General features: G+C 73.2%; 20 protein-coding genes. 10 read left to right on the top strand and 10 right to left on the bottom strand.

Going from position 1 to position 22,305, the window contains the following annotated elements:
• Positions 1–7 precede the first annotated feature (7 nt).
• Positions 8–1,525 carry an amidophosphoribosyltransferase gene (gene purF / locus FB455_RS23820; RefSeq protein WP_013283425.1) on the bottom strand — a complete coding sequence of 506 codons (1,518 nt, stop codon included), beginning with the start codon at positions 1,523–1,525 and terminating at the stop codon, positions 8–10.
• A 168-nt stretch (positions 1,526–1,693) separates the two neighbouring features.
• Complete coding sequence (locus FB455_RS23825) at positions 1,694–2,047, bottom strand: sterol carrier family protein (protein ID WP_041798746.1); 354 nt, start codon at positions 2,045–2,047, stop codon at positions 1,694–1,696.
• 160 nt (positions 2,048–2,207) lie between these two features.
• Here FB455_RS23825 and FB455_RS23830 point away from each other — a divergent pair, with 160 nt between their 5' ends.
• Positions 2,208–4,532 carry a carboxypeptidase-like regulatory domain-containing protein gene (locus tag FB455_RS23830; RefSeq protein ID WP_030273409.1) on the top strand — a complete coding sequence of 775 codons (2,325 nt, stop codon included), beginning with the start codon at positions 2,208–2,210 and terminating at the stop codon, positions 4,530–4,532.
• A 91-nt stretch (positions 4,533–4,623) separates the two neighbouring features.
• On the opposite strand, the gene FB455_RS23835 is transcribed toward FB455_RS23830, so the two are convergent.
• From FB455_RS23835 to purS, 4 genes are all read right to left on the bottom strand, one after another.
• Entirely contained in the window at positions 4,624–5,373 is a 750-nt protein-coding gene (locus FB455_RS23835; protein WP_030273407.1) for a 2-phosphosulfolactate phosphatase, read from the bottom strand.
• A 10-nt stretch (positions 5,374–5,383) separates the two neighbouring features.
• Positions 5,384–8,095: a phosphoribosylformylglycinamidine synthase subunit PurL gene (gene purL / locus FB455_RS23840; RefSeq protein ID WP_145754996.1), complete on the bottom strand. Its 2,712-nt coding sequence runs from the start codon at positions 8,093–8,095 to the stop codon at positions 5,384–5,386.
• A 64-nt stretch (positions 8,096–8,159) separates the two neighbouring features.
• Positions 8,160–8,843, bottom strand: a complete 684-nt coding sequence (purQ, locus tag FB455_RS23845; RefSeq protein ID WP_145754997.1) for a phosphoribosylformylglycinamidine synthase subunit PurQ — start codon at positions 8,841–8,843, stop codon at positions 8,160–8,162.
• Positions 8,840–9,103 (bottom strand): phosphoribosylformylglycinamidine synthase subunit PurS, encoded by a 264-nt coding sequence (gene purS / locus FB455_RS23850; protein WP_013283420.1) that lies wholly within the window; start codon positions 9,101–9,103, stop codon positions 8,840–8,842. The genes purQ and purS overlap by 4 nt, the downstream gene beginning before the upstream one ends.
• A 470-nt stretch (positions 9,104–9,573) precedes the next feature.
• Here purS and FB455_RS23855 point away from each other — a divergent pair, with 470 nt between their 5' ends.
• Together FB455_RS23855 and FB455_RS23860 are read left to right on the top strand one after the other, a co-directional pair.
• Positions 9,574–10,257 carry a S1 family peptidase gene (locus FB455_RS23855; RefSeq protein ID WP_013473438.1) on the top strand — a complete coding sequence of 228 codons (684 nt, stop codon included), beginning with the start codon at positions 9,574–9,576 and terminating at the stop codon, positions 10,255–10,257.
• Between the two features lie 12 nt (positions 10,258–10,269).
• Positions 10,270–10,845 carry a YbjQ family protein gene (locus tag FB455_RS23860; RefSeq protein ID WP_174361687.1) on the top strand — a complete coding sequence of 192 codons (576 nt, stop codon included), beginning with the start codon at positions 10,270–10,272 and terminating at the stop codon, positions 10,843–10,845.
• Positions 10,846–10,939: 94 nt separating this feature from the next.
• Here the strand turns inward: FB455_RS23860 and purB are convergent, their stop codons facing one another.
• From purB to FB455_RS23880, 4 genes are all read right to left on the bottom strand, one after another.
• Positions 10,940–12,364: an adenylosuccinate lyase gene (gene purB / locus FB455_RS23865; RefSeq protein WP_145754998.1), complete on the bottom strand. Its 1,425-nt coding sequence runs from the start codon at positions 12,362–12,364 to the stop codon at positions 10,940–10,942.
• A gap of 88 nt (positions 12,365–12,452) precedes the next feature.
• Entirely contained in the window at positions 12,453–13,199 is a 747-nt protein-coding gene (locus FB455_RS23870) for a hypothetical protein (RefSeq protein WP_145754999.1), read from the bottom strand.
• Positions 13,196–13,711, bottom strand: a complete 516-nt coding sequence (locus tag FB455_RS23875; RefSeq protein ID WP_013283415.1) for a SigE family RNA polymerase sigma factor — start codon at positions 13,709–13,711, stop codon at positions 13,196–13,198. The genes FB455_RS23870 and FB455_RS23875 overlap by 4 nt, the downstream gene beginning before the upstream one ends.
• Before the next feature lie 93 nt (positions 13,712–13,804).
• Positions 13,805–15,097, bottom strand: a complete 1,293-nt coding sequence (locus FB455_RS23880; protein WP_047894675.1) for an acetyl-CoA C-acetyltransferase — start codon at positions 15,095–15,097, stop codon at positions 13,805–13,807.
• A gap of 55 nt (positions 15,098–15,152) precedes the next feature.
• On the opposite strand from FB455_RS23880, the gene FB455_RS23885 reads away from it, so the two are divergent.
• The 7 genes from FB455_RS23885 (at position 15,153) to FB455_RS23915 (ending at position 22,298) form a co-directional block, all read left to right on the top strand.
• Positions 15,153–16,511, top strand: coding sequence for a 3-oxoacyl-ACP reductase (locus tag FB455_RS23885; RefSeq protein WP_071097212.1), 1,359 nt, complete (start codon positions 15,153–15,155; stop codon positions 16,509–16,511).
• Positions 16,511–17,605, top strand: a complete 1,095-nt coding sequence (locus FB455_RS23890; protein ID WP_256092882.1) for a MaoC/PaaZ C-terminal domain-containing protein — start codon at positions 16,511–16,513, stop codon at positions 17,603–17,605. The genes FB455_RS23885 and FB455_RS23890 overlap by 1 nt, the downstream gene beginning before the upstream one ends.
• Before the next feature lie 80 nt (positions 17,606–17,685).
• Positions 17,686–18,444: an NUDIX hydrolase gene (locus FB455_RS23895; RefSeq protein ID WP_013283411.1), complete on the top strand. Its 759-nt coding sequence runs from the start codon at positions 17,686–17,688 to the stop codon at positions 18,442–18,444.
• Positions 18,441–19,424, top strand: a complete 984-nt coding sequence (locus tag FB455_RS23900; protein ID WP_145755000.1) for a BUD32 family EKC/KEOPS complex subunit — start codon at positions 18,441–18,443, stop codon at positions 19,422–19,424. Before FB455_RS23895 ends, FB455_RS23900 begins: the two co-directional genes overlap by 4 nt.
• Before the next feature lie 10 nt (positions 19,425–19,434).
• A complete protein-coding gene (locus FB455_RS23905) occupies positions 19,435–20,394 on the top strand; it encodes a hypothetical protein (RefSeq protein ID WP_013283409.1) in 960 nt (319 codons plus the stop codon).
• Positions 20,391–21,650 (top strand): adenylosuccinate synthetase, encoded by a 1,260-nt coding sequence (locus FB455_RS23910; RefSeq protein WP_047894224.1) that lies wholly within the window; start codon positions 20,391–20,393, stop codon positions 21,648–21,650. Before FB455_RS23905 ends, FB455_RS23910 begins: the two co-directional genes overlap by 4 nt.
• Positions 21,651–21,674: 24 nt before the next feature.
• Positions 21,675–22,298: a DedA family protein gene (locus FB455_RS23915; protein WP_145755001.1), complete on the top strand. Its 624-nt coding sequence runs from the start codon at positions 21,675–21,677 to the stop codon at positions 22,296–22,298.
• Positions 22,299–22,305: the final 7 nt, after the last annotated feature.

A 22,305-nucleotide genomic window follows, 5' to 3' on the forward strand; every position in this document is an offset into this window, starting at 1 on the left:
GGTGGTGCTACGGGTGGTGGGTCGGTGTGGCGACGAGCGGACCGGTCGGCCCGGCCGCCTCGGCGGCGACCCGGCGTCCCACTCCTTCGAGCACGTGCTTGCCGATCAGGTTCCCGGCCGGCAGTTCGATGGGGTACTCCCCATCGAAGCACGCCCGGCAGAGCCGGCTCTTCGGCTGCTCGGTCGCGGCGATGAGACCGGGCAGCGATACGTAACCGAGCGAGTCGGCACCGATGGACCGCCGGATGCCGTCGTTGTCGAGCCCGTTGGCGAGCAGCTCGGCGCGGGTGGCGAAGTCGATGCCGTAGAAACAGGGCCAGCTCACCGGCGGCGAGGAGATCCGGACGTGGACCTCCAGCGCGCCCGCCTCGCGCAGCAGCCGGACGATCGCCCGCTGGGTGGTGCCCCGAACGATCGAGTCGTCCACCACCACCAGGCGCTTGCCGCGTACGTTCTGCCGCAGCGGGTTCAGCTTCAGCCGGACGCCGAGCGCGCGCAGCGTCTGCGAGGGCTGGATGAACGTGCGCCCGACGTACGGGTTCTTCATCAGGCCCTGGCCGTAGGTGATGCCTGATTCCTCGGCGTAGCCGATCGCGGCCGGCGTGCCGGACTCCGGCACCGGGATCACCAGGTCGGCCTCGACCGGATGCTCCTTGGCGAGCTGGCGGCCGATCTGCACCCGCGCGGCGTGCACGTTGCGGCCGGCGATGGTGGCGTCCGGCCGGGCGATGTACACGTACTCGAAGAGGCAGCCCTTGGGCTCGGGCGAGGCGAACCGGCTGGAACGCAGCCCGTTCTCGTCGATGGCGATCAGCTCGCCCGGCTCGACCTCGCGCACCACGCTCGCGCCGACGATGTCCAGCGCGGCGGTCTCGCTCGCCACCACCCAGCCGCGTTCGAGCCGGCCGAGCACCAGCGGGCGTACGCCGTGCGCGTCCCGCGCCGCGTAGAGCGTCGACTCGTCCATGAAGACGAAGCTGAACGCGCCGCGCAGCTGCGGCAGCACCTCCAGCGCGGCCGCCTCGACCGACAGGTCGGGCCGACTCGCCAGCAGCATGGTGACCAGCGAGGTGTCGTTCGTCGAGCCGTCCGAGTCGAGCCCCCGCACGGCCGCCTCGCGCTGCAACTCGGCGGTGTTGACCAGGTTGCCGTTGTGCGCCAGCGCGATCGTGGTGCCGGCGGTCGTGGCACGGATGGTCGGCTGGGCGTTCTCCCAGGTCGAGCCGCCGGTGGTGGAGTAGCGTGCGTGCCCGATCGCGACGTGGCCGCGCAGGCTCGCCAGCGTCGGCTCGTCGAACACCTGGGCGACCAGGCCGAGGTCCTTGTAGACCACGACACCGGAGCCGTCACTCACCGCGATGCCCGCGGCCTCCTGACCGCGGTGCTGGAGGGCGTAGAGCCCGAAGTAGGTGAGGTTGGCGACCTCTTCACCCGGCGCCCAGACGCCGAAGACGCCGCACGCGTCCTGTGGGCCGGGTCGCTGGGGGTCAAGGTCGTGGCTCAGCCGGCCATCGCCTCGGGGCACCTGCCGCTCCCTCGCAGTGGGGTCTGGACTGGCCTGGCGGAGTCAGGGGGGCAGCTCCGCACGCATGGGCCGGGACCGTCGTCGGCTCTCAGTGTACGCGACCAGCAGTCGACACCGACAGTCACGAAGCGTCCGCTCAGCGTGAGCAGGGTTTGCCCTGCTCGACGCCTAAATCGGGAGGTACGGGGAGAGGTCAGCCCGGTTCCCGGAAACCCGGATGCGACCCTCAGTGACCGTTTCCGCCCATCCCTGGCGTCCGGTGGCGACCGCCAGCCAGGTCGGCGGGTCCATCTCCACCACGTTCGGCGGCGTACCACGGGTGTGTCGTGGACCACTCACGCACTGGACCGCACCGTAGGGTGGGACGCGCACCTCCACCGATCGGCCGGGGGCGCGATCCGCGAGGGCAGCCAAGAGCGTCCGGACCGCCTCCCGGAGCACCGGCCGTTCGGGCGTACGCCCCTCGTCCAGCGCCACCAGTGCGGCGCGTACCGCTTCGGAATAAGCGTGCGGAGAGGACACGACGGGACGATACGACCCGGCAGAAGGCCGCCCGACGGCGGCCCTGGGTAGAGATGATCCGGTCAGACAAGGCATAGTTGCCGACGGCGTTATTCGTACCGTGAGTGATCAACCTCGGCCGAGCGGCCGACGGGGGGATCAGACCCGGAAGGCGGTGGACGTGTCAACACACCGACGTGCCTGGAAGCAGCGGGCCGGTGTGGTCGTAGCGCTGGTCTTCGGCGCCCTGCTCACCGTCCCCGCAGCTCCCGCCCTCGCGGCGAACCCAGACGTGCAGATCACCAGCCTGTCGACAGACTCCCTGTCAAGCGGTCAGCAGACCGCCATGAGCTTCACCGTCAAGAACAACAACGACTCGACGAGCATCTTCAGCATCAATGTCGAAACGTTCGACGGACTGAAGTGTCAGGGCGAGTGCCGGATCCCCGCCCGATCCATCGGGAACGGTGAGTCAGCGACCTTCAACGTGACGCTCGTCGCCGACAACCTCGCGCCCGGTGCCAACAAGGCAGGACAGGTCCGGGTCTCCGCTCGGGCCGGCGGCGACCAGGCTGGCGACTCGCGGAACATGACGGTGCGTGGTCCGGAGGCGCCGCAGCAGCCGCAGACCGTCAAGACGGTCTCGGGCAAGGTGGTAAACGCCGACGGCGATCCGATCGAGGGCGCCCTCGTCATGCTCCGCGACAGCGCGGGCAAGGAACGCCGCACCAACACCAGTGGTAACGGCAACTTCAGCTTCAGCGGCTCCGAGTCCAACCCGATCGCGCCCGGCCGGATCGACCTCGGCGCCTCCACCGACGGCGCATCGCCGGTCGCCCGGTCGATCAACGCGAACGCCGGCCAGTCGGTGACCGGTGTCCGGCTCAGCATCCAGGTGAAGGCGTCGGCGAGCCCGAGCGCCACCCCGTCGGCGAGTGAGTCCGCCCCGCCGTCCGAGGAGCCGCTCGACGAGGAGGCGACCGACACCCCGTCGGCCGAGGCGCCCGCCGCGCAGCAGCCGGCCGCGAACGAGGACTCCGGCGGCTTCGGCTCCTGGCTGCTCATCCTGCTCGGCGGCCTGTTCGTCGCCGTCGGCGTGGGCACCATCGTGCTGCTCTACATGCGCCGCAAGAACGAGGGCGACGACGGCGATGGCGACGGTCCGGGTGGACCGGCCGGTCCGGGTGGTCCCGGCGCGGCCGGTGCGATCCCGGCGGCCCGGGGCGCGTACCACGGCACCGACGACCAGACCCGCGTGGTGAACGGCATGGGCGCCCCGGCCGCGACGATGGTCGGCGGCCCCTCGATCAGCGACGCCCCCACCATGCTCCAGCGGCCGGTCGTGGACGACGTCCCGCCGGACCCGTACGGCGCGCCGCCCGGCCCGGCGTACGGCGCGGGCGGCGGCCAGGGCGGCTACGGCTACGGCGACGACGCAGCGGGCCAGGGCGGTTACGGCGGCGCGGGCGGCTACGGCAACGCGCCCTCCTCGGGCGGCGGCTACGGCAACGGACCCTCCTCCGGTGCCGGCTACGGCAACCCGGACTATGCCGCAGGTGCCGCTGCTGGGGCAGCCGGCTACGCGGCCCAGGGCGGTGGCTACGGCAACGAGCGCTTCGACGAGCCCACCGGCCGCTACACCGGTGACAGCACGCAGTACGCACCGGCGGCCGACCCGTACCCCACCAGCACCTACCAGCCGGAGCAGGACCGCGGCGGCTACGACCAGGCCGGCTCGGCCCCGTACGGCCGTGGCCCGGAGCAGGGCGACGCTTACGGCGCGGCCGGTGGCTACGGCGCCGCGTCGGGCGGCTACGACAACGGCGCGACCGGCGGCTACGACAGCACCCGCCAGCAGGGCGGATACGGCGAGCCCACCGGCGCCTACGGCAACGCCGCGGGCGGTGGCTACGGCGACAACCCGACCGGCGGGTACGGCGACGCCCCGGCCTACGGCGGCGGTCGCGCGGCGGGCGGCGGCTACGGCGACGCACCGACCGGCGGGTACGACAATGCCCCTGCCGGTGGCTACGGCGACGCCCCGGCCGGCGGCTACGACAGCACCCGGCAGCAGGGCGGATACGGCGATGCGCCCGCGGGCGGCTACGACAACCCCGCCGGCGGCTACGACAGCCGGTCCCAGGGTGGCTACGACAAGGGCGCCGGGGGTTACGACAGCGGCGCGACAGGTGGCTACGACAGCGCTCGTCAGCAGGGCGGATACGGCGACGCGCCGGCCGGCGGCTACGGCAACGCCGGTGGCGGTTACGACGGCGGTCACCAGTCCGGCGGCTACGGCCAGCAGGGCGGCGGATACGGCGAGGGCTACGGTCAGAACCCGCAGGGCGGTTACGGCCAGCAGGGCGGTTACGGCCAGGAGCCGCCGCAGCAGCGCGGGGGCGGCTACGACAACGGCTACTCCAACGACCCGGCGCAGGCGGGTCGCGCCCGCCCGGACGGGCAGGCGGACCGGAGCGGACGACGCCTCGACTGGCTGGACGACTGACAGACACCAGACGTGAGAACTGTGGCCGCCCGCGAACAGCGGGCGGCCACAGTCGTCAGCGGGCCCCGCAGGACGGGAGCAGAAGCGGTGCTCAGGCGGGGGCGAAGTAGCCCTGGCGGAGCACCGGCACCACGTCGGAGACGCCCACCTCGGTCGCGACCGTGACGTCCTCGGCGAAGCCGCCCTCGGCGAGTTCCCGCCCGGAGACGCATCCCCGGACCGCTGCCGGCACGTCCGGCGTGCTCGCCAGCGCGGCGAGCGCCATCGCGGCCTCCACCGAGAGCCCGCCTGGCACATCGGCGAGCGCGTCGAGCACGCAGGCCGCACCGAGCTGGTCCTCCACGCACGGCCGGAGCGACCCGTCGGGCCAGCGCTCCCCGGCCGCCACCACGCCCACGGGTGCGTCCTTCGAGCCGTACCCCTCGGCGCGCAGCCAGCGCCCGACGGCGGGTGCGTTACGCAGGCACGCCGCGACCACCGGCACTCCGGTGGCGCTCGCAGCGGCGCTGATCGCCGAACCGTTGGGTGACGGCAGCACCAGGTCGGCGACGACCGGCGCGGCCCGCAGCGCCGCCGGGGACAGCGACCACGGGTGTTCGGTCGTCGTCTTCCGGCGGCCCACAGCGGCCACGGCCCCCACCCGGCGGGCGTAGTCGGCAGCCTGCTCGCCCCACGGGAACGGGTGCACCCGCATGCCGCGGCTCACCGCAACCTCCACGGCGGTGGTGAACGACAGCACGTCCACCACCACCAGGGCGGCACAGACCCGGCCGAGTTCCGCCGCCCCGGTCAGTCCCCAGTCGAACCGGGCACCGGCGCCGGGTTGGGCGAAGACGGCCAAGGCCAGCGCCTCAGCGCTGACCCGGCGCCGGCTCACCGGGAGCCGGAGCGTCGGACCCGTCGGCGGGCGCCGACTCGTCCTGGGCCGGGTTTCCGTCGACTGCCGGTGTCGCCGTACCCTCGGCCGGCTCGGCCTCGTCGGACGCCGCAGCGGACGCCTCGGGCTCCGCCGCGGCGGCGGGTGCGGACGCCTCGGCGTCGGCCGCCGGAGCGTCCCGGCCGGCCTTGGCGATCGGCTCGGCGTCGACAGCGGCCGGGTCCACGCCGACCGGCTGCTCGGCGGTGGCCGGAAGCACAGTGGTGGTCCCGGTACGGGTCGCCTCCACCTCCACGCGGGCCGCCTCGGCGGCACCGAACAGCCGCGGGAGCGTACCGGTGTGCGCCTCGCGCAGCTCGTCCAGGCCGATCCGGAACTGGCCGTGCACCTCCAGCCCGCCGGAGGCCGGGTCGGTGACGCCGATGAACTCCCACGGCACGCCGCGCTCGGCGCAGAGGGCGGTGAACGCCTTCTCGTGGCCGCGCGGCACCGACACCAGCACGCGGCCGGCGGACTCGCTGAACAGGAACACGAACGGCATCGAGCCACCGGCGAAGTGCTCCGGCACCACGACCCGGGCGCCCACGCCGCGGCGCAGAGCCGACTCGACCAGGCTCTGCGCCAGGCCGCCGTCGGACAGGTCGTGCGCGGAGCTGAGGTGCCCGACCCGGGCCGCCTCGGCCAGCAGTTCGGCGAGCTGCCGCTCGCGGGCCAGGTCGACCTGCGGCGGGATGCCGCCCAGGTGCTCGTGCGTCACCCAGGCCCACTCCGAGCCGGACAGCTCGACGTGCGTCTCGCCCAGCAGGAAGAGCTGGTCGTGGTCGCCGGCCGGACGCGGCACGAAGCCTATCGGCACCCGGTCGGCGACGTCGTCGAGCACGCCCAGCACGCCGACCACCGGGGTCGGGTGGATGGCGGCGGCGCCGGTCTGGTTGTAGAAGCTGACGTTGCCGCCGGTCACCGGGATGCCCAGCTCCAGGCAGCCGTCCGCCAGGCCGCGCACGGCCTCGGCGAACTGCCACATCACGCCCGGGTCCTCCGGCGAGCCGAAGTTCAGGCAGTTGGTCACCGCGATCGGCTTCGCGCCGGTCACCGCCACGTTCCGGTACGCCTCGGCCAGCGCCAGCTTCGTCCCGTGGTACGGGTCGAGGCGGGCGTACCGGCCGTTGCCGTCGACGGAGAGCGCGACACCCAGGCCGCTGCGCTCGTCGATCCGGATCACGCCGGAGTCCTCCGGCTGGGCGAGCACGGTGTTGCCGAGCACGTACCTGTCGTACTGCTCGGTCACCCAGGTCTTGTCGGCCAGGTTCGGCGACGCGATCATGCGCAGCACGGTCTCCCGGAGCGCCTCCGGGGTGCTCGGCCGGGGCAGCGTCTCGGCGCGGTCGGCCTGGAGCAGGATCAGGTCGGCCGGCTCGCGCATCGGCCGGGCGTACACCGGGCCGTCATCGACGAGCGAGCCCGGCGGCACGTCCACCACGAGCTGGTCGCGCCAGGTGACGACCAGGCGGCCCGGCTGGCCGTCCGCCGACGGCGCGGTGACCTCGCCGATGGCGGTGGCCCAGACGCCCCACTTCTCGGCGGTCTTCAGCACGGCGTCGAGCTTGTCCGGCGAGACGACGAGCAGCATCCGCTCCTGGGACTCGCTGGCCAGGATCTCGTGCGGCTCCATCGACGGCTCGCGCAGCGGCACGCGCTCCAGCCAGACCCGCATGCCGGTGCCGGCGGAGGCGGCGGTCTCGGTGAGGGCGCAGGTCAGGCCGGCGCCGCCGAGGTCCTGGATGCCGACGACCAGTTCGGCGTCGTACAGCTCCAGGCAGGCCTCGATGAGCAGCTTCTCCATGAAGGGGTCGCCCACCTGCACGGACGGGCGGCGCTGCTCGCTGCCCTCGTCGAAGGTGGCGCTGGCGAGCACGGACACTCCGCCGATGCCGTCGCGGCCGGTCTTGGCGCCCATCAGCACCACGATGTTGCCGGGGCCGGTGGCGTCCTTCTTCTGCAGCCGGTCGACCGGCAGCACGCCCAGGCAGAGCGCGTTGACCAGCGGGTTGCCCTGGTAGCAGGGGTCGAAGACGACCTCGCCGCCGATGTTGGGCAGGCCCAGGCAGTTGCCGTAGCCGCCGACGCCGGCGACCACGCCGGGCAGCACCCGGGCGGTGTCCGGGTGGTCGGCCGCGCCGAAGCGCAGCGGGTCCATCACGGCGACCGGGCGGGCGCCCATGGCGAGGATGTCGCGGACGATGCCGCCGACGCCGGTCGCCGCGCCCTGGTACGGCTCGACGAAGCTCGGGTGGTTGTGCGACTCGACCTTGAAGGTCACCGCCAGCTCGTCGGAGACCCGGACCACGCCGGCGTTCTCCCCGATGCCGGCGAGCAGCCGGTCACTCGGCGGCGCCTTCTCGCCGAACTGGCGCAGGTGCACCTTGCTCGACTTGTAGGAGCAGTGCTCGCTCCACATGATCGAGTACATGGCCAGCTCGGCCTGGGTGGGCCGGCGGCCGAGGATGTGCCGGATCCGGTCGTACTCGTCGTCGCGGAGGCCCAGCTCGGCGTACGGCTGAAGCTCCTCCGGCGAGTCGGCGGCCCGGGGAACGGTGTCCACGCCCAGCGCCCAGTCGTCGGTCGGGCCGGCCTGCGGCACCACGCCCTGCGGCTCGCGCAGGGCCGGGTCCGGATGGGTGGTCATGACGTCTCCTTGCTGCGCTCGCCGCCGGTGCGGCGGGTGGGCCGACCGATGTTCCCGGCCACCATCACGCCGGCGCTCCCACCAGATGCTTGAGCACCGAGGTGAAGAAGCCGAGGCCGTCCAGGGAGGGGCCGGTGAGCGCCTCCACCGCGTGCTCGGGGTGCGGCATGATGCCGACGACGTTGCCGGCCTCGTTGGTGATCGCGGCGATGTCGCGCTGCGATCCGTTGGGGTTGCCGCCGACGTAGCGGGCGACGACGCGGCCCTCGCCCTCCAGCCGATCGAGCGTCGCGGGGTCGGCGACGTAGCAGCCCTCGCCGTTCTTGACCGGGACGAGCACCTCCTGGCCCGGCTGGAACGCGTTCGTCCAGGCGGTGCCGGTGCTCTCGATCCGCAGGACCTGGTCCCGGTTGCGGAAGTGCAGGTGCTGGTTGCGGGTGAGCGCCCCGGGCAGCAGATGGGCCTCGCAGAGGATCTGGAAGCCGTTGCAGATGCCGAGCACCGGCAGGCCACCGCGCGCGGCCTGGACGATCGTCTCCATCACCGGTGCGAACCGGGCGATGGCGCCGCAGCGCAGGTAGTCGCCGTAGGAGAAGCCGCCGGGCAGGACGACAGCGTCCACCCCGTGCAGGTCCGGGTCGCCGTGCCAGAGCCGGACCACCTCGGCGCCGGCGATCCGTACGGCCCGGGCCGCGTCCCCGTCGTCGAGCGAGCCGGGGAAGGTGACCACACCGACCCGGGCGGTCACGACTGCGCGCCCGCGGTCTCGTCGGCGGTGACCACGTGGACGGTGAAGTCCTCGATGACCGGGTTGGCCAGCAGCTTGTCGGCGATCTCCCGGGCCCGGTCCAGGTCCGGTTCGCCGGTGAACTCGATCTCGATCCGCCTGCCGATCCGAACCGAGGCGACGTCACTGACGCCGAGGCGGGGCAGCGCGTTTGCGACGGCCTGGCCCTGCGGATCGAGGATCTCGGGCTTGAGCATGACGTCGACTACGACGCGAGGCACTGGGCACTCCTGACTGTGTACGCAGTTGGGTGCCGGCCCAACAATCGGGCGAGCGGAGCCAGCCTACCTGGCAGATACCGCCCGGCCCGCACCGGCCGGGGGCAGTTCCGGCACCGATCGGCCCCACCGGCGGCACCGGACGGGCACCGTTGCCCGTTCGTTGCGGCGCCGATGCGAATTCGTTGCGCTCCGTGCTTGTGGACGCCCCCTGGCACCACCTCCTACCAGGCATTCTGCCGCGAAACACCCCACCTTCGACCGGTATCCGACAGCGCGCCCGCGCGGCACGCGGCGCGCGTCACGCCATCGGCGCGATTCGATCCGCACCTTGTGACAGAGGGTGTCACGGCCGTAGCATGCATCGTCAGATGTCGATGAGTTAGATCGACGTCCCTCGCCGGCCCACCCCATCCGGCGGGTGTCACCCCCTGCCCGGCAACCCCGGGCGTCCGCGCAGAAGGAGCCCCGACATGCGCCTCCGTCCCCTGCTCGCCGTGCTGACCACCGCGCTGGCCGGCGTCCTGGCCACCGCCTCCGGCGCCACCGCCGCGCCGGCCGGCCCCCAGCCGATCATCGGCGGCGGCACCGTCTCGTCGGCGCCGTGGGCCGCCGCCGTCTTCAGCAACGGCTCGTTCACGTGCTCCGGCAGCGTGATCGCGCCCCAGTGGGTGCTCACCGCCCGGCACTGCGTCAGCGGCACCATGTCCGTCCGGGTCGGCAGCGTCTACTACGCCTCGGGCGGCGTGACCCGCACCGTGAGCGCCTCCTACACCCGCTACGACCTGGCCCTGCTGCGCCTGTCCAGCACGGTCAGCACCTCCGCCGTCTCGCTGGCCAGCAGCAACCCGCCGGTCGGCTCGACCAACACCATCTACGGCTGGGGCATGACCTGCTACAGCGGCTGCGGCGCGTCGCCCCAGCTCAAGACCGCCAGCGTCCGGGTGACCAGCACCAGCGTCACCGACGCGTACGGCGGCCAGGCGATCCGGAGCACCCGGGTCAACGGCAACGCGTGGCGGGGCGACTCGGGCGGCCCGCAGTTCTACAACGGCCGGCAGGTCGGCGTCGCCTCCACCGCCGACGGCCAGAGCATCCAGAACTACGGCAGTGTTGCGTACAACCGGGCCTGGATCACCTCGACGGCCGGTGTCTGACGGTTGATGCCGATGCGGCGCGGATCGGTCGGGTGCGGCCCGGCCGTCCGCGCCGCGCCGTTTTTCAGCATCCGATCAGCTGAACACGGCTCGCGAACCACCCGGCCGGGGACTGACAGCATCGGAAGCGTGCTGGTCGTGACGACGGATCAACTGCCCGGCTACGAGATCCGCCAGATCCTCGGCGAAGTGGTCTCCTCGATGGCGAGGACCCGCAACCCGTACCGCGAGGGGGTCAAGAACCTGCGCGGTGGCGCCTACGACCCGATGGCGCCGGACAACCTGACCCGGTGGCGCACCGACTCGGTGGCCCGCCTCGGCGAGGAGGCGCGCCGCCTGGGCGCGAACGCGGTGATCGGCATGCGCTTCGACAGCCGCGACTGCGGCGAGATGTGGATGGAGATCTGCGCGTACGGCACGGCGGTGATCGTCGCGCCGAAGATGCCGGACGTCATGCCGCCGGACCAGCCGGCGATCGCGGCCGAGACCGCTCACGAGCCGGAGATCGCCTCCGCGCCCGGCGGCATCGCCGAGCCCGCGAGCGCCCCCAACCTGAGTTCCGCGGCCGAAACCCCCACCGGCCCCTGACCCCCTTGTCCTGCCGCGTCGATCATGAAGTTGACGGCAGGAATGATCTCCCTGAGTGCTGCCAACCTCATGATCGACCAGAAGAACAGGGCCGTCAGAGGATGGGGGGCGGGGAGTAGGTCGCCGCCTGGGGGTGGGACTCCACGACCCTGGTGATTCTTGCGGTCACGCGGGCGACCTGGTCGGTGGCGGCGCCGACGAAGGCGTTGCGGTCGGCCACCAGCGTGTCGATCTCGGCCCGGGTCAGGCCCAGCCGGCCGTCGGCGGCCAGGCGGTCGAACAGGTCGTTCTCGGCCGCGCCCTTCTCCCGCATCGCCAGCGCCACGGCGACCGCGTGCTCCTTGATCACCTCGTGCGCGACCTCCCGGCCCACACCCCGGCGCACGGCCGCCACCAGGATCTTCGTGGTGGCGAGGAACGGCAGGAAGCGCTCCAGCTCCCGGTTGATCACCGCCGGGTACGGGCCGAACTCGTCCAGCACGGTGAGGAACGTCTGGAACAGCCCGTCGGCGGCGAAGAACGCATCAGGCAGCGCTACCCGGCGCACCACCGAGCAGGAGACGTCACCCTCGTTCCACTGGTCACCGGCCAGCTCGCCGACCATCGACAGGTAGCCCCGGATGATCACCGCGAAGCCGTTCACCCGCTCCGACGAGCGCGTGTTCATCTTGTGCGGCATCGCGCTGGAGCCGACCTGGCCCGGCTTGAAGCCCTCGGTGACCAGCTCCTGGCCCACCATGAGCCGGATCGTGGTGGCGAGCGACGACGGCGCGGCGGCCACCTGGGCCAGCGCGGAGAGCACGTCGAAGTCCAGCGAGCGCGGGTAGACCTGGCCCACGCTGTCCAGCACCCGGCGGAAGCCCAGGTGCCCGGCCACCCGCTGCTCCAGCTCGGCCACCTTGGCGGCGTCGCCGTCGAACAGGTCGAGCTGGTCGGCGGCGGTGCCCACCGGCCCCTTGATCCCGCGCAGCGGGTAGCGGCCGATCAGATCCTCCAGCCGCTCGTACGCGATGAGCAGCTCCTCGGCCGCCGACGCGAAGCGCTTGCCGAGCGTGGTGGCCTGCGCGGCGACGTTGTGCGACCGGCCGGTCATCACCAGGGCCGAGTACTCCCCCGCGTGCCAGCCCAGCCGGGCCAGCGTGGCGACCACCCGGTCCCGGATCAGCTCCAGCGAGGCACGGATCTGGAGCTGCTCGACGTTCTCGGTGAGGTCGCGGGAGGTCATCCCCTTGTGCACGTGCTCGTGCCCGGCGAGCGCGCTGAACTCCTCGATCCGGGCCTTCACGTCGTGCCGGGTGACCCGCTCCCGCGCCGCGATCGAGGCCAGGTCGACCTGGTCGACCACCCGCTCGTACGCCTCGACCACCCCGTCCGGCACCGGCACGCCGAGATCACGCTGGGCCTTGAGCACCGCCAGCCAGAGCCGGCGCTCCATCCGGACCTTCTCCTCCGGTGACCAGAGGGCGACCAGTTCGGGCGAGGCGTACCGGTTGGCGAGCACGTTCGGGATCGTCGTCACGTACCTCAGTCTTTCATGAGGCCCGGGCCGGTCCCGGCGACGCCGGTACCCGGTCCGGCCTGTGGGCGGGCCGGACCGGGACACACCGTCAGCCCAGCCGGATCTCCGGGTCCAGCGCGACCGCTGCCATCTCCTCGACTGTCATCAGGTGCCGGTCGGTGGACGAGACCGTCTGCACCGACACGAACGCACCGTCGGCCCGCTTGACGGTCACGGTACGCAGGACCGTGCGCTTGGTCACCGGCCCCGCCACGTTCCTGCCCTCCGCGTCGTGCGCCACCACCAGCTCGCCCCCGGGGCCGGTGAAGGACCGGCACGTGACCTCGCCGGGGCGGCACCGGTCCGGGCCCGACGTGTGGCCGGGGCGTACCCGGCCCACGTTGATGTTCAGGTACGACCGGACCTCGCCCCGAGCGGCGACACCCACAGCCAACCAGCCGGTCGCGGACTCCCACTGCAACCGCTGCACCGACCACGGCGGCGCGTCGGTGACCGGGCCGTCCCAGGTCTCGCGGTCCCCGGTCGACGCGCCCTGCACCCACCGCAGGTCCGGTGCCTCCCGGTGGAACGCGGCGAGCATCGCCGCGCGCAGGCGCTCCGGCTCGGTCCGTGCGGCGGCGGACGCGGCCGAGTGGGCGGGCGCCGGACCACCGGACGCCCCCGGCTGCACGACCACGCCGACGCCGAGCGCCAGGGCCAGCACCGCGGTCGCCGAGGCGTACGCCCCCACCGTTCGCCGCCGACGCCGGCCCTCCCGCGCCACCAGGGCGTCCACGTCCACCGTCGTCGGCGGCGCATCGCCGATCGCCTCGTCGAAGATCTGCCGGTACGTCATCTCTGCCTCCCGCTCTCCGCTGCCGAATGGTGCGAGGCGAGCAGCCGCAGCGTCTCCAGCGCACGGGCGGCCTGACTCTTCACGGTTCCGGTGCTGACGCCCAGGATCTGCGCGGTCTCCTCGACCGACAGGTCGCAGTAGAAGCGGAGCACCACCACCGCCCGTCGGCGCGGCGCGAGCCGGCCCAGCAGCTCCAGCAGCATCTCCCGCTCACCGACCGACGGCTCCCCGGCTGCCAGGTCGGCCCGGTCCGGCACCTCGTCGGTGCTGCGCTCCCGCCGCCACGGCCGGCGCCGCTCGTCCAGCCACGCGTTGGTGAGCATCCCCCGGACGTACGCGTCGAGGTTGTCCGCGCCGAGCGCCCGCCGCCAGTTGCGGTAGAGCTTGCTCAACGTGATCGACACCAGGTCGTCCGCCGTGTGCCAGTCCCGGCAGAGCAGGTACGCCGTCCGGCGCAGCGGCTCCAGCCGGGCGGTCACGTAGTCGCGGAACTCCTCGTCGCGCCCGGTCACGAAGTGCCACCCCTCGCTCGCCTCATGCCCAGGGGACGGAACGAGCCGGCACGCGGGTTGCCCGCCCGGCGCAGAACCGGGCGGGCGTCCTCGTCAGCGCTCCAGGATCGCTGTCACGCCCTGCCCGCCGGCCGCGCAGATGGAGATCAGGCCGCGCCCGCTCCCCTTCTGATCCAGCAGCTTGGCCAGCGTGGCGACGATCCGGCCACCGGTGGCGGCGAACGGGTGTCCGGCCGCCAGCGACGAGCCGTTGACGTTGAGCTTGTCCCGATCGATCGAGCCGAGCGGGGCGTCCAGGCCGAGGCGCTCCTTGCAGAACTCCGGTGACTCCCAGGCCGCCAGCGTCGCCAGTACCTGCGAGGCGAACGCCTCGTGGATCTCGTAGAAGTCGAAGTCCTGGAGGCTCAGCCCGGCCCGGGCCAGCATCCGGGGCACCGCGTACGCGGGGGCCATCAGCAGGCCCTCGTCGCCGTGCACGAAGTCGACGGCGGCGGCCTCCGACCAGGAGAACCAGGCCAGCACCGGCAGGTTGTGCGCCTTGGCCCACTCCTCGGAGGCGAGCAGCACAGTGGACGCGCCGTCGGTGAGCGGCGAGGAGTTGCCGGCGGTCATGGTGGCCCGCTCGGCGTCCGCGCCGGAGGCGCCGAAGACCGGCTTGAGCGAGCCGAGCTTCTCCAGGCTGGTGTCCGGGCGCAGGTTCTGGTCGCGGGTCAGCCCGAGGTAGGGGGTCATCAGGTCGTCGAAGAACCCCTTGTCGTACGCGGCGGCGAGCCGCTGGTGCGAGCGCAGCGCGAGTTCGTCCTGCGCGGCCCGGTCGACGTTCCAGCGCAGCGCGGTGCGGGCCGCGTGCTCACCCATCGACAGCCCGGTACGCGGCTCGGCGTTGCGCGGGATCTCCGGCTTGAACGGCTGGTGCGGGCGCAGCTTCGCCGCGATCTTGAGCCGTTCGCCGAGCGTACGGGCCGAGTTGAGCTGGATCAGGGTGCGCCGCATGTCCTCGTTGACGGCGAGCGGCGCGTCCGAGGTGGTGTCGACGCCGCCGGCGATGCCGACCTCGATCTGCCCGAGGGCGATCTTGTTGGCGACCAGGATGGCCGCTTCCAGCCCGGTTCCGCAGGCCTGCTGGATGTCGTACGCGGGGGTGTGCGGGTCGAGCCGGGAGCCGAGCACCACCTCACGGGTGAGGTTGAAGTCGCGGGAGTGCTTGAGCACCGCGCCGGCCACCATCTCGCCGACCCGCTCGCCGGCCAGCCCGAACCGGGCGATCAGCCCGTCGAGCGCCGCGCCGAGCATGTCCGCGTTCGACGCGTGCGCATAGCGCGAGTTGGACCGGGCGAAGGGGATGCGGTTGCCCCCGATGACCGCGACCCGCCGGACACTCTGCACGATCGGCCTCCCTCGAAACTGTTGCCCGAACCCTACTCGCCAGTAGGCTACGCCTATGACCGACAGGTACGCGAGCTTCGTCCAGACGGGGGCCGGTCGCGCGCTGGTCAAGCGCCTCGGGCTGCCCGACCCGCCCCGACTGCGCCGGCACACGCCGGGCGACCCGCTCGTTCCCGGGCCGGTCCTGCTCGGCTCCTCGGCCGGCGGCCGGATCGCCGAGCCGGCCGGCAAGATCCTGACCGCCGCCGGGGTCGAGCTGGCCGACCCGGTCGCCGCCCACGACGCCGACCGCCGCTTCGCGGCCCTGGTGTACGACGCCAGCGGCATCACCGACTCCGCCGGGCTGCGCCAGCTCTACGACTTCTTCCACCCGCAGGCCCGCTCGCTGCTGCCCAGCGGCCGGGTGATCGTGCTGGGCACCCCGCCGGCCGAGTGCGGCTCCCCCCGGGAGGCTACCGCCCAGCGTGCGCTGGAGGGCCTGACCCGCAGCATCGGCAAGGAGTTCGGCCGGGGCGTGACCGCCCAGCTCGTCTACGTGACACGCGAGGGTGACGCCGGCACCCCGGTGAGCCTGGAGTCCACGCTCCGGTTCCTGCTCTCCGGCCGGTCCGCGTACGTCTCGGGCCAGGTCGTCCGCGTCGGCACCGGCACCGCCGTGGCGCCGGCCGACTGGGACCGGCCGCTTTCCGGGCAGGTGGTGCTGGTGACCGGCGCGGCCCGGGGCATCGGCGCGGCGCTGGCGAAGGTGCTGGCCCGCGACGGCGCCCAGGTGGTGGCGCTCGACATCCCGGCGGCCGGGGACGAGCTGGCCGCTGTCGCGAACGACATCGGCGGCAGCGCGGTGCAGCTCGACCTGACCGCGCCTGATGCGCCGACGCGGCTGGCGGAGCATCTGGCGTCCCGGCACGGCCGGGTCGACGTGGTGGTGCACAACGCGGGCATCACCCGGGACAAGACGCTGGGCCGCATGGACGCCGACCGGTGGGACTCGGTGATCGACGTGAACCTGTCCAGCCAGGAGCGGATCAACGACGTACTGCTGGAGCGCGACCTGATCCCGGCCGGCGGCCGGATCGTGTCGGTCTCGTCGATCGCCGGGATCGCCGGCAACCGGGGGCAGACCAACTACGCGACGAGCAAGGCCGGCGTGATCGGCCTGGTCGACTCGCTCTCGCCGGTGCTGCGCGAGCGCGGGATCAGCCTGAACGCCGTGGCGCCGGGCTTCATCGAGACCCGGCTGACCGCGCGCATCCCGCTGACGATCCGCGAGGCGGGACGCCGGATGAACAGCATGGCCCAGGGCGGCCTGCCGGTGGACGTGGCCGAGACGATCGGCTGGCTCTCCTGGCCGGCGACCGGCGCGGTGAGCGGCAACGTGGTCCGGGTCTGCGGCCAGAGCCTGCTGGGGGCGTGATGGCGAAGGACCACGAGGACGACCTGAGCCTGCACGACCTGATCGAGGGCCCCACCCGGGACCTGACCGCAGCCCGAGCCGCCGCCCAGGCCCAGTCCCACCCCCAGTCCCACCCCACCCAGGCCCGCCCCTCCTCCGACGATCATGAAGTTGACGGCACTTCTGGAGATCCACAAGGCAGCCAACTTCATGATCGACGGGGTGAAGGGGAGGGGGAAGCGGCGGGGCCGGAAGGGCGGCGGCGCGTGGCACTGTCGCGGCTGCCTGCGAGTGGGGCGCTCTACCGGCGGGCGCTGCTGGGAGTGGTGCCGGGGGTCGGGGGGCGTCGCGGGGCGGACGTGCCGGGACTTGAACTGGGCGTCTCGGGGGTCGCTGTGGATCAGCGGCACCTGGCGGACTACGACCGGGTGTGCGGGTTCCGGCTGACCGACCGGCTGCCGGCGACGTACCTGCACGTGCTCGGATTCCCGCTGTCGCTGCGGCTGATGACGGGTCCGGGCTTCCCGATCCCGCTCACCGGCGTGGTGCACGTGGCCAACCGGATCACCGTGCACCGCCCGGTCGAGGTCGGCGAGAGCGTCGACTTCCACACGTACGCGGAGAACCTGCGCCCGCACGAGCGGGGCCGCCAGCTCGACGTGGTGCTGGTCGGCTCGATCGGCGGCGAGGAGGTGTGGCGCGGCGTGTCCACGTACCTCGGGAAGGAGCGCACCGCGGGCGGCGGCCCGCGGCGCGATCGGGGTGACCGCCCGGCGCCGCCGGCCGCCTCGGCGCGGTGGCGGGTGACGCCCCGGGTGGGTACGGACTACGCGCGCGTCTCCGGCGACCACAACCCGATCCACACCTCGAAGCTGGGCGCGCGGCTGTTCGGCTTCCCGCGCCCGATCGCGCACGGCATGTGGAGCAAGGCCCGCTGCCTGGCCGCGCTGGCGCCCCGGCTGCCCGAGGCGTACACGGTGGACGTGTCGTTCAAGCTGCCGGTGCCGTTGCCGTCCACTGTCGCGTTCAGCGCCTCGCCGACCGGCGAGGGCTGGGACTTCGCGCTGCACAGCGCCCGGGACGGAAGGCCGCATCTGGTCGGCTCGGTGCGCTGAGCGAAAGAGGGGACTTGCCGTCCCCTCTTTTCGGCGCTAAGTTGTTCTCAGATTGAGTTGTTCTCAACCTGAGAGAGTGAGTGGCCGTGAACGAGCAGGAGTTCCTCGCCGGGTACGACCCCCGGGACTACCCGGCGGTCGCGGTCACCGTCGACGTGGTCGCCCTGACCATCCGCGAGGGCGCGCTGCACCTGCTGCTGATCCGCCGCGGCGCGCCACCCTACGAGGGGCACTGGGCGCTGCCCGGCGGCTTCGTCCAGCCGGACGAGGACCTAGCCGCGGGCGCCCGGCGCGAGCTGGCCGAGGAGACCGGCCTGGGCGGTGAGCGGCTGCGCCGGGTGCACCTGGAACAGCTCGGCAGCTACGGCGCCCCGGACCGCGACCCCCGCATGCGCGTGGTCTCGGTCGCGCACCTGGCGTTCGCCCCCGACCTGCCCGACCCGGTCGCCGACACCGACGCCGACGAGGCGATCTGGCTGCCGGTCACCGCGCTGACCAGCCGGCAGCTCGCCTTCGACCACGGCCGGATCATCGACGACGGTCTGGAGCGCGCCCGCTCCAAGCTGGAGTACACGCCTCTCGCCACCCGGTTCCTCGCCCCCGAGTTCACAGTCACCGAGCTGCGGGAGGTCTACGAGACGGTCTGGGGCCACCCGCTGCACGCCGGCAACTTCCACCGCAAGGTGCTCTCGGTGCCCGGCTTCGTGGAGAGCACCGGCGCCAGCACCGAACGCGGCGGCGCGCGCGGCGGCCCCCGGGCCAAGCTCTACCGCGCCGGAGACGCCCGGCTGCTGCACCCGGCGCTGCTGCGCCCCGCCCGGGAGGAGACGGTTCGGTGAGGACCGAGGAGGCGATCCGGCTGGTCACGGCCGCGCGCACCGACGCCGACCTGTTCGGCACGCAGGAGCCGGCCCGCCGCTACCGCGAGCTGGTCGGCGCGCTGCACCCCGACCGGCTGGGCGCGGCCGACCCGGGGGTACGCGCCGCCGCCGCCGACGCGCTCGTCACAGTCACCACCCGGTGGCGTACTCCCGCCCCCACGTACACCGGCGACGTCGCCACCCTGCACGAACGGAAGGAAGGGCCCCTTGTTAACGCCTCCGGTAGAGGAGGTGCCCCTTCTTATCACCTGGCCAAGGTGTGCCGGCACCCGAGCGACAACGACCTGATGGCCCGCGAGGCACGCGCGTTGCGGCGGATCGCCGAGCGCGGCGACGCCAAGCACCTCGCGTACGTGCCCCGGCTCGTCGACTCCTACCCGGCGCGCGACCCGTCGACCGGCGTGCAACGGCAGGTCAACGAGCTGGTGACCGTACCCGGGCTGCGAAGCCTGGACGACGTGCGCCGCGCGTACCCGGACGGGCTGGACCCGCGCGACGCGGCCTGGATGTGGCGGCGGCTGCTCGTGGCGCTCGGCCTGGCCCACCGGGCCGGCGTCGTGCACGGCGCGGTGCTGCCCCGGCACGTGCTGATCGAGCCGGACGCACACGGCCTGGTGCTCGTCGACTGGTGCTTCTCGGCCGAGCCGGGCGGGCTCGTGCCGGCGCTCGTGCCCGGCCACGAGGACTGGTATCCGCCGGAGGTCGCCGCGAAGCGGCAGTGCGGGCCGGGCACCGACATCGCGCTCGCCGCCCGCTGCATGACCTGGCTGATGGGCGACCGCGCGCCGCGCGAGCTGCGCGCCTTCGCCGACGGCTGCCAGGGCACCGCGCTCGCCACCAGGCCGGACGACGCCTGGCGGCTGCTGCGCGAACTGGACGAGGTGCTGCACCGGCTGTACGGGCCACGCACCTTCCGACCCTTCACCCTCAACCCGTAGGGAGGCTGCCATGGGCAGTGGAATCTGGTCCACCGACGTGTACGACGCCGCCGACCGTTACCGGCGCCGCACCGGCAAGAGCGCGTTCTCCTACAGCGACAGCGGCGCCCGCAAGGTGCACCCGGCGCTCGACCCGCGCGACGCGCTGCGGGAGAGCCGCGACTCCGCCGAGCACCCCCAGTCGACGCCGATCGCCGTGCTGTTCGACGTCACCGGCTCGATGGGCCACGTGCCCCGGGTGCTGCAGAGCAAGCTGCCGCAGCTGCTCGGCCTGCTGCTGCGCCAGGGGTACGCGAAGGACCCGCAGGTCATGTTCGGCGCGATCGGCGACGCCACCTGCGACCGGGTGCCGTTGCAGGTCGGTCAGTTCGAGTCCGACAACCGGATGGACGACGACCTCGGCCGGATCGTGCTGGAGGGCGGCGGTGGCGGCCAGATGATGGAGTCGTACGAGCTGGCGCTCTACTTCATGGCCCGGCACACGGCCACCGACAGCTGGGACAAGCGTGGCCGGCGCGGCTACCTGTTCATCATCGGCGACGAGCTGGCGTACCCGGCGGTGAAGACCGCTGAGGTGAGCCGGCTGATCGGGGACGGCCTGGGCGAGGACATGCCGGTCCGGCAGATGGTGGACGAGGTGACCGCGCGCTGGGACACCTACTACCTGCTGCCCGCCGGCAGCCACTACGCGGGCAACCGCAAGGTGCTGGACTTCTGGCGCGGCCTGCTCGGGCAGAACGCGGTCGAGCTGGACGACCTGGACGCGGTCTGCGAGACGATCGCGCTCACCGTCGGCCTCGGCGAGCAGGCCATCGACCTCGACGCCGGGCTGCGCGACCTGGACCGGGCCGGCTCGACGGCCACCCGGACCGTCTCGAAGGCCCTCGCCCAGGTCGGCTCGGGCCGGCGCGCGGTGGCGACGCTGCCGTTCAGCCCGGCCGACGGCGGAAGCGGGGTCACCCGGCTGTGAACCACGTGACGGTGGTCGACCTCGGCTACGGCGACGCCGGCAAGGGCACAGTGGTGGACCTGCTCTGCGCCACCCGGCAGGTCCACACGGTGGTCCGGTTCAACGGGGGCGCGCAGGCGGCGCACAACGTCGTCCTGCGCGACGGGAGGCACCACACGTTCGCGCAGTTCGGCGCCGGGACGTTCCGTCCGGGGGTACGCACGCACCTGGCGCGGCACGTGGTGGTGGACCCGCTGGCGCTGGCCGCCGAGGCCGACCACCTCGCGTCGGTGGGCGTGCCCGACGCGCTCGACCGTCTGACTGTGGACGGGGAGGCGCTGCTCGCCACCCCGTACCACCGGGCCGCGAACCGCGCCCGGGAGATCGCCCGGGGAGCCGACCGGCACGGCTCCTGCGGGCTCGGGGTGGGCGAGGCGGTCGCGTACGGCCTCGCCCACCCCGACGAGGCACCCCGGGTGGCTGACTGCCGCCGCCCGGCGGTGCTGCGCCGGCGACTGACCGCGCTGCGGGACCGGCTCACCGCCGAGCTGGGCCCGCTCGACGCGCCACCGGTGGACGACTGCCTGCCCGCGTACGCGGCCTTCGCGCGCCGGGTGGCAATCGTCGACCGGACCTGGCTGGCAGGTGCCCTGCGCGAGGGCACCTGCGTGTTCGAGGGCGCGCAGGGGGTGCTGCTGGACGAGTGGCACGGCTTCCACCCGTACACGACGTGGAGCACCACGACGTTCGCCAACGCCGAGACGCTGCTCGCCGAGGCGGGCATGGCCGGGACCGCGCAGCGGCTCGGCGTGCTGCGCACGACCACCACCCGGCACGGTCCCGGACCGCTGGTCACCGAGGACGCGGCGCTGCCGTTCCGCGACCGGCACAACGGAACGAACCCCTGGCAGGGGCGGTTCCGGTTCGGGCACTTCGACGCGGTCGCCCACCGGTACGCGCTGGAGGTGGCAGGTGGCGTGGACGGGCTGGCGCTCACCCACCTCGACCTGGCCCGGCCCGAGCTGCGGATCTGCCGCCGGTACGAGGGCCTGGACCGGCTCGTCCCCGGCCCGGCCGGTGACCTGGACCGGCAGGCGGCGCTCACCGAGCGGCTGATGCGGGCTCGGCCGGTGCTGGACGAGTCGCCTGCCGACTGGCCGGCCGCGGTCTCGGAGGCGCTGGGCGCGCCGGTGGTGCTCACGTCGCGCGGGCCGACGGCCGAGGAGAAGGAAGGGCCCCTTGTTAACGCCTTTTGTATGGGAAGGGCCCCTGCTTAACACCGCACCCCCGAGCATGGGTGCATGGGGGACGTGCTCGACCTGCTGCACCACACGGTGACGTCGCCGTGGGTGTACCTGGTGATCATCGCGGTCACCGCCATCGACGCGTTCTTTCCGGCGGTACCGGGCGAGACAGTGGTGATCACCGCCGGGGTCTTCGCGGCCGGCGGCGAGCCGAACCTGGTGCTGGTGATCGTGACCGCCGCGTTCGGCGCGCTCGCCGGCGACCACATCTCGTACGCGATCGGGCGCGGCGGCGGCGCGCACCGGCTGGCCCGCTTCCCGGCGGACAGCAGGCGGCGGGCCAGCTCGGAGTGGGCCCGCCGGGCGGTCGACAGACGCGGCGGGATGATCCTGACCACCGCCCGGTACGTCCCCGGCGGCCGGACCGCCGTCACGCTGACCATGGGCGCGGTCCGCTATCCCGCGCGCACGTTCCTGCTGTACGACGGCCTGGCGTGCACCACCTGGGGGGTCTACTGCGGGCTGCTCGGCTACTTCGGCGGCCTGGCGTTCGAGCACAACCCGCTGTCCGGGCTGCTCGCCGGCGTGGCCATCTCGCTGGCCGTCACCGGCCTGTTCGAGGCCGTCCGCTGGGGCCGGCGGCGGGCGCACCGGCGGGCTGCCGCCCGGCGCGACTGTTAACAAGGGG

The organism is Micromonospora sp. CNZ296 (assembly GCF_007827635.1).

Excerpts from the sequence above, each read along its gene's own strand:
- purL (WP_145754996.1), bottom strand. The coding sequence starts at position 8,095 with ATGACCACCCATCCGGACCCGGCCCTGCGCGAGCCGCAGGGCGTGGTG.
- FB455_RS23855 (WP_013473438.1), top strand. The coding sequence starts at position 9,574 with ATGCGCCTCCGTCCCCTGCTCGCCGTGCTGACCACCGCGCTGGCCGGC.
- FB455_RS23860 (WP_174361687.1), top strand. The coding sequence starts at position 10,270 with ATGCGGCGCGGATCGGTCGGGTGCGGCCCGGCCGTCCGCGCCGCGCCG.
- FB455_RS23870 (WP_145754999.1), bottom strand. The coding sequence starts at position 13,199 with ATGACGTACCGGCAGATCTTCGACGAGGCGATCGGCGATGCGCCGCCG.
- FB455_RS23885 (WP_071097212.1), top strand. The coding sequence starts at position 15,153 with ATGACCGACAGGTACGCGAGCTTCGTCCAGACGGGGGCCGGTCGCGCG.
- FB455_RS23890 (WP_256092882.1), top strand. The coding sequence starts at position 16,511 with ATGGCGAAGGACCACGAGGACGACCTGAGCCTGCACGACCTGATCGAG.
- FB455_RS23905 (WP_013283409.1), top strand. The coding sequence starts at position 19,435 with ATGGGCAGTGGAATCTGGTCCACCGACGTGTACGACGCCGCCGACCGT.
- FB455_RS23915 (WP_145755001.1), top strand. The coding sequence starts at position 21,675 with ATGGGGGACGTGCTCGACCTGCTGCACCACACGGTGACGTCGCCGTGG.